General features: G+C 60.3%; 5 protein-coding genes. All 5 read left to right on the top strand.

What is annotated here, in order from left to right:
* The first annotated feature begins 207 nt into the window (after positions 1-207).
* The 5 genes from typA (at position 208) to JMV54_RS02285 (ending at position 5,866) form a co-directional block, all read left to right on the top strand.
* On the top strand, positions 208-2,121 hold the full coding sequence (gene typA, locus JMV54_RS02305; protein ID WP_201517238.1) for a translational GTPase TypA: 1,914 nt from the start codon (positions 208-210) through the stop codon (positions 2,119-2,121).
* Positions 2,122-2,159: 38 nt separating this feature from the next.
* Positions 2,160-2,606, top strand: a complete 447-nt coding sequence (locus JMV54_RS02300; RefSeq protein WP_201517237.1) for a hypothetical protein — start codon at positions 2,160-2,162, stop codon at positions 2,604-2,606.
* The gene (gene fdxA / locus JMV54_RS02295; RefSeq protein ID WP_201517236.1) at positions 2,603-2,926 is read left to right on the top strand and encodes a ferredoxin; all 324 of its coding nucleotides are present in this window, start codon (positions 2,603-2,605) and stop codon (positions 2,924-2,926) included. The genes JMV54_RS02300 and fdxA overlap by 4 nt, the downstream gene beginning before the upstream one ends.
* 246 nt (positions 2,927-3,172) lie before the next feature.
* Entirely contained in the window at positions 3,173-4,501 is a 1,329-nt protein-coding gene (locus JMV54_RS02290; RefSeq protein ID WP_414146388.1) for a citrate synthase, read from the top strand.
* Positions 4,502-4,573: 72 nt separating this feature from the next.
* Positions 4,574-5,866, top strand: a complete 1,293-nt coding sequence (locus JMV54_RS02285) for a hypothetical protein (RefSeq protein ID WP_201517235.1) — start codon at positions 4,574-4,576, stop codon at positions 5,864-5,866.
* Positions 5,867-6,000: the final 134 nt, after the last annotated feature.

Here is a 6,000-nt window from a genome sequence, read left to right as displayed (position 1 = left end):
GGGCGTCAGGCCAAGCGGGGCTGTGCGGGCCGGGGTGAGATGGAACAGGGCTGTGCCGGGGTGAGAGGGAGCGGGGCGCGGGGCTGTGTGACCGGGCCAGAGGGAACGCGCCTGCGCCGGCGCGGTAGCCATCGGTCGTACGGGCGTGATAGCCATTGGTCGTACAATTGAGATTCCGCCGATATCTATTGCAAAGGCACTGCTCATATGACCTCAACCCTCGCTCACCGCAACGACATTCGTAACGTCGCCATCGTCGCTCACGTTGACCACGGCAAAACCACGCTCGTGGATGCAATGCTGAAGCAGACCCACACTTTTGGTGAGCACTCGTCACACGAAAACGACGATCGGGTGATGGACTCGGGTGATCTCGAGCGCGAAAAGGGCATCACGATCCTCGCGAAAAACACCGCGATCCGCTACAAGGGCGAACACTCGGATGGCGAAGAAATCATCATCAACGTCGTCGACACTCCCGGTCACGCCGACTTCGGCGGCGAAGTTGAGCGCGCGCTGTCGATGGTTGATGGCGTGGTGCTGCTTGTCGACTCGGCTGAGGGTCCGATGCCGCAGACTCGATTTGTGCTGCGCAAGGCGCTCGAGGCGAAACTGCCGGTTATTTTGCTGGTGAACAAAACCGACCGGCCGGATGCTCGCATCCCCGAGGTTGTGGGCGAGGCGCAGGATCTGCTGCTCGGTATCGCCGGCGACCTGAGCGACACGGTGCCCGATCTCGACATCGATGCGCTGCTGGAGCTGCCCGTGCTCTACGCTTCGGGCCGTGCCGGCGTAGCTTCGACCAACGAGCCGGCAAACGGTGAACTGCCCGACAACGACAATCTCGAACCGCTGTTCAACGCCATTCTCGAGCACATCCCGGCTCCCACCTATGATGCTGATGCGCCGCTGCAGGCGCATGTCACGAACCTCGACTCGTCGCCGTTCTTGGGGCGTATCGCACTGCTGCGTATTCACAACGGCACGCTGCGCAAGGGCGAGACGGTTGCCTGGGTGCACGACGGTCAGACTCAGAACGTGCGTATCACCGAGATGATGGAGACGATCGGTCTTGAGCGCGTCCCCACCCAGGAGGCGGGCCCCGGCGACATCATTGCGATTGCCGGTATTGAGGACATCATGATTGGCGACACGATCGCCGATCCCGAGGACGTGCGTCCGCTGCCGACGATCACGGTGGATGAACCGGCAATTTCGATGACGATCGGCACCAACACTTCGCCCCTGGTTGGCAAGGTGAAGGGCCACAAACTCACCGCCCGCATGGTGAAAGAGCGCCTCGACCGCGAACTGATCGGTAACGTGTCGTTGCGAGTGCTGGACATTGGCCGTCCGGATGCGTGGGAAGTGCAGGGCCGCGGTGAGCTGGCGCTGTCGATTTTGATTGAAAACATGCGTCGTGAGGGTTTCGAGCTCACTGCGGGCAAGCCACAGGTGGTGACGAAGGAGATCGACGGCAAGAAACACGAGCCGTTCGAGCAGACGACGATTGATGTGCCGGAGGAGTTCCTCGGCGCGATCACGCAGCTCATGGCGGCGCGTAAGGGGCAGCTCGAGAGCATGGAGAACCACGGTACCGGCTGGGTGCGGATGGAGTTTTTGGTGCCCTCGCGTGGCCTGATTGGTTTCCGGAGCGAGTTCATGACGCTCACGAAGGGAACCGGTATTGCCAACTCGATTGCGGCTGGGTACCGCCCGTGGGCTGGGCAGATTCAGTCGCGCGTGAACGGTTCGATTGTGGCCGACCGGGCTGGCGTCGCCACACCGTTTGCGATGATCGGGCTGCAGGAGCGCATGTCGTTCTTCATCGATCCGACTGATGAGGTGTACGAGGGCATGGTGATTGGTGAAAACACCCGTGCTGATGACATGGATGTGAACATCACCAAAGAGAAGAAGCTCACGAATATGCGTTCGGCTACCGCTGACGAGTTCGAAAAGCTCACGCCGCCGCGCCACCTGACCCTCGAGGAATCGCTTGAATTTGCTCGTGAGGATGAGTGCGTCGAGGTGACCCCCGAGAAGGTGCGCATCCGCAAGGTGGTGCTTGACGGCACCGCTCGCGCTCGTGCTGCGGCGCGAGCAAAGCGCGAGGGTTAGTGGTGCGGCAACCTGCCGGGACGCTCCGCTGGAAGTCAGTGTTGGAGACAGTGCTGACCTCGCTGGCGTATTTGCTTTTTGGGGCAACAGCAGCGACGATCGGCACCTTTGCTCATCGCACTCGGGTTTTTGTGGGCGAGTTTCCGGTGTGGATTGGCTGTATTGGTGCGTTAACCGCGGTGCTGCTCATTGCGCTTGGTTTGCGCTGGTACTTGGATGAGTGGACGCCGTCGCTGGTGTTCTTTTTGGGCGTGGTGTTGACGGTGTTTTTGTATTCCACACCGGGGCCGGGCAGGTCGGTGATTTTCCCGGCGGGCGAGTTGAGCGGTCCTGCGGTGTGGTGGCTGTATGGCTCGGCCGTTGCGGCTGGGCTGCCGTTGATGATGCCGAAGATACGCCGCCAGAGCTCGGCTGCACGCGAGGAACCGAGCCGTGCAGGTATGGTTGAGAACGCATCCGTAGTTGAGAAGGAGTCTGCATCGTGACCTACGTAATTGCACTTCCGTGTGTTGACATCAAGGACCGTGCCTGCGTAGACGAGTGTCCGGTCGACTGCATCTACGAGGGTGAGCGGATGCTGTACATTCACCCGGATGAGTGCGTCGACTGTGGCGCCTGCGAGCCGGTTTGCCCCGTTGAGGCGATCTACTACGAGGATGATCTGCCGGAGGAGTGGTCGGACTACTACCGTGCGAATGTCGACTTTTTTGCCGAGATCGGCTCGCCCGGTGGCGCTGCCAAGCTCGGTCCGCAGAATTTTGACGACAAGATGATCGCAGGTCTTCCCGCCGGCATCAACGACTAGCTGCTGCTGAAGTTCGGGTGATGTGAGTGGGCGTGGCTAAATGGGCCGCGCCCACGGCGTTTATGGCGTCACGGCTGCAACTTTTGTGCGAGTTTCGCATTCGAGTTGTAGTGAACGGCAATCACTCACCTCGATGTGTTGTGGGCGCACGCAATGCTCATAGTTGCCGGTTAGGGTAGGGGTGTGGCTGCCGCGCAGAGAATGCCGTAGCGGCCCCGCAGCACGACAAATCCATGAGGAGGATCCGTGAGCGATCAGCAAGATTCGGTGCAGAACGCGCAGCAGGTCGCGACTTTCACCTTCCCCGGTGGCTCGGCAGAGTTGCCGATCATCCGGGCAGTTGATGGCCGTGATGCGGTGGATATGTCCACGTTCACCAAGCAGACCGGGCTGACCGGTCTGGACTATGGCTTCGTCAACACTTCGTCAACGCGCAGCGAAATCACCTACATTGATGGTGACCAGGGCATCCTGCGCTACCGGGGGTACCCGATTGAGCAGCTGGCTGAGCACTCGACATTCCTCGAGGTCGCCTATTTGCTCATCTACGGTGAACTGCCTTCCGAGACTGAATATGAAGACTTCACCACTCGCATCTCGCGGCACACGCTGCTGCACGAGGACGTCAAAAAGCTGTTTGACGCGCTGCCGTACTCGGCGCATCCGATGTCGGTGCTTTCGAGTGCGGTGGCCGCGCTTGCGACGTACTACGAAGACACGCTCGATGTGCACGATCCCGAGCATGTTGATCTGAACACGGTGCGGCTGCTGGCGAAGTTGCCGGTAATTGCTGCTTACGCGCACAAAAAGTCGGTCGGGCAGGCGTTTTTGTATCCCGACAACTCGCTGTCGTTTGTTGATAACTTCCTGAAGCTCAACTTCGGTAACTATGCCGAGGAATATGTGGTCAATCCGGTCTTGTCGAAGGCACTCGACCGACTGCTCATCCTGCATGCCGACCACGAACAGAACGCTTCGACCTCAACAGTGCGGCTGGTGGGTTCGACCGAGGCGAACCTGTATGCCTCGGTCTCGGCCGGTATTTCAGCGCTATTTGGTCCACTGCACGGTGGCGCCAACGAGGCGGTGCTGAACATGCTCGCCGACATTGTCGAGTCGGGTCAGGGCGTCGGACGTTTTGTGGAGCGCGTAAAGAACAAAGAAGACGGTGTGCGGCTGATGGGCTTCGGCCACCGCGTCTATAAGAGCTACGACCCACGCGCGAAACTGGTGAAGCAGTCTGCCGATGAGGTGCTCGAGGCGCTTGGCGTCCACGACCCGCTGCTGGAAGTGGCGGTTGAGCTCGAGCAGGTGGCGTTGAACGACGAGTATTTCCAGTCGCGACGGCTCTACCCGAACGTCGATTTTTACACCGGCATCATCTACAAGGCGATGGGCTTCCCGACAAGAATGTTTACGCCGCTATTTGCCATCGGCCGGCTTCCCGGTTGGATCGCACAGTGGCGCGAGCAAAACATCGACCCGAAGTCGAAGATTGGCCGTCCGCAGCAGCTCTACACGGGGTCGCCTAAGCGCGACTATCCGGAAGGCCGCCACTTTTCGACGCATAGCTAGTTCGATCGCACCGTAGGATGTCGACGCCGCTGCTCCCGGGGTGGCGGCGTCGATGACGAGAGGAACAAACGGATGAGCGTACGCGCCTCTATACCGACGCTGCCGGCGCGTATTTTGCATCCCGCTATTAACCCGACCGACTATCCGATTTCGGCCCGTTCGAACCCGATCGGGCGGGCCCTGTTCCGCCTTCCGGTGTGGGTTCAACTCACGATTCTCTATGTGTTGTCGCGAATCGTCACCACGGTGTTCATGCTGTGGTTTGCGAATAAACAACCTGAGTCCTGGCAAATTTCGGCCCAGCCCGACTATTTTTCATTTGCAAATATTTGGGATGCGGCCTGGTATCAGCGCATCGCGACTTACGGATATCCCGGCACGCTTCCCGTAAATGAGTGGGGCGCGGTCACCGAAAACGCCTGGGCGTTCATGCCGGTGTATCCCTTTTTGGTGCGCGGTGTCAGCGCGGTGACGTTGCTGCCGTTCGAGGTGGCCTCGGTGCTGGTGTCGCTGGTGGCGGGTTTGGCGACGACCTTCGCTTTTCATCGCCTGATGCGCTATTTTTTGGGCCCTCGGGCGGCGCTGGTTGCGGTGGGGCTGGTGTTGTTTGGGCCGATTTCGCCGCTGTTTCAGGTGGGGTATGCCGAGGCGCTGCACTTTTGGATGCTCTGTCAGCTGCTCATTGAGCTGCGGGAGCGTCGTTGGCTGCAAATGATGCCGCTGATTGCCGTGGCTTCGCTGACTCGGCCCACGGGGCTGGCTTGGGCGTTCACGATGCTGTTGGTGATTCTCAACCGCTACTACAGCCAGCATGTGCGCCGGATCGAACGCTTCGATCGCCAAGAGCAGCTGCACGCGTGGATTGCCGCGGTGTTTTCGGGCGTCATGGGTCTTGCCTGGCTTATTTTGTGCGGTATCGTCACTGGGCGCCCGCTGGGCTATCTCGACACTGAACACGCCTGGCGCAATCACTACACCGGTGGTGCGGATACGCCGCCGTTTACGCCGTGGTTCCACGCCGGTAAATTTTGGCTCGACCAGCCCCACGGAACGCTCATTGTGGCGGTGATGATCCTCGGGGTGACCGCGATAATCGTGGGGCTCGGGGCGCCGATGATGCAGCGGTTTGGGGCCGAGATCACGGCCTGGGGCATCGCCTATTTTTCGTACATTCTGGCGGTATTTTTCCCGCAATCGTCGACGTTCCGGATGCTGTTCCCAATGTTCCCAGCGGCGGCTGGGCCGATGGCGCTGCCGCAATCACCGCTGTATCGGGTGCTGGTGTTTGCCGGGGCGATAGTTGCGCAGCTGCTGTGGCTGCGGTTCATGTGGTTTGTTGAGCCGGGGGACTGGTCGGCCCCCTAAGCAACAGCGGTGGCGCACCGGCACCCTAAGGAACAGCGGTGACGGACCTGCGGCCGCGGCAGGCGAGCCGGGCGCCGACAGCCGAAAATACCGCGTCGGCTGCTGAAACAAAAACGGTGTGTCTCGGCGCTATT

This window comes from Gulosibacter hominis (assembly GCF_904842695.1).
Classification (GTDB): domain Bacteria; phylum Actinomycetota; class Actinomycetes; order Actinomycetales; family Microbacteriaceae; genus Gulosibacter; species Gulosibacter hominis.
Note: the sequence above shows the minus strand (reverse complement) of the source record. Positions and strands in the feature narration are given on the sequence as shown.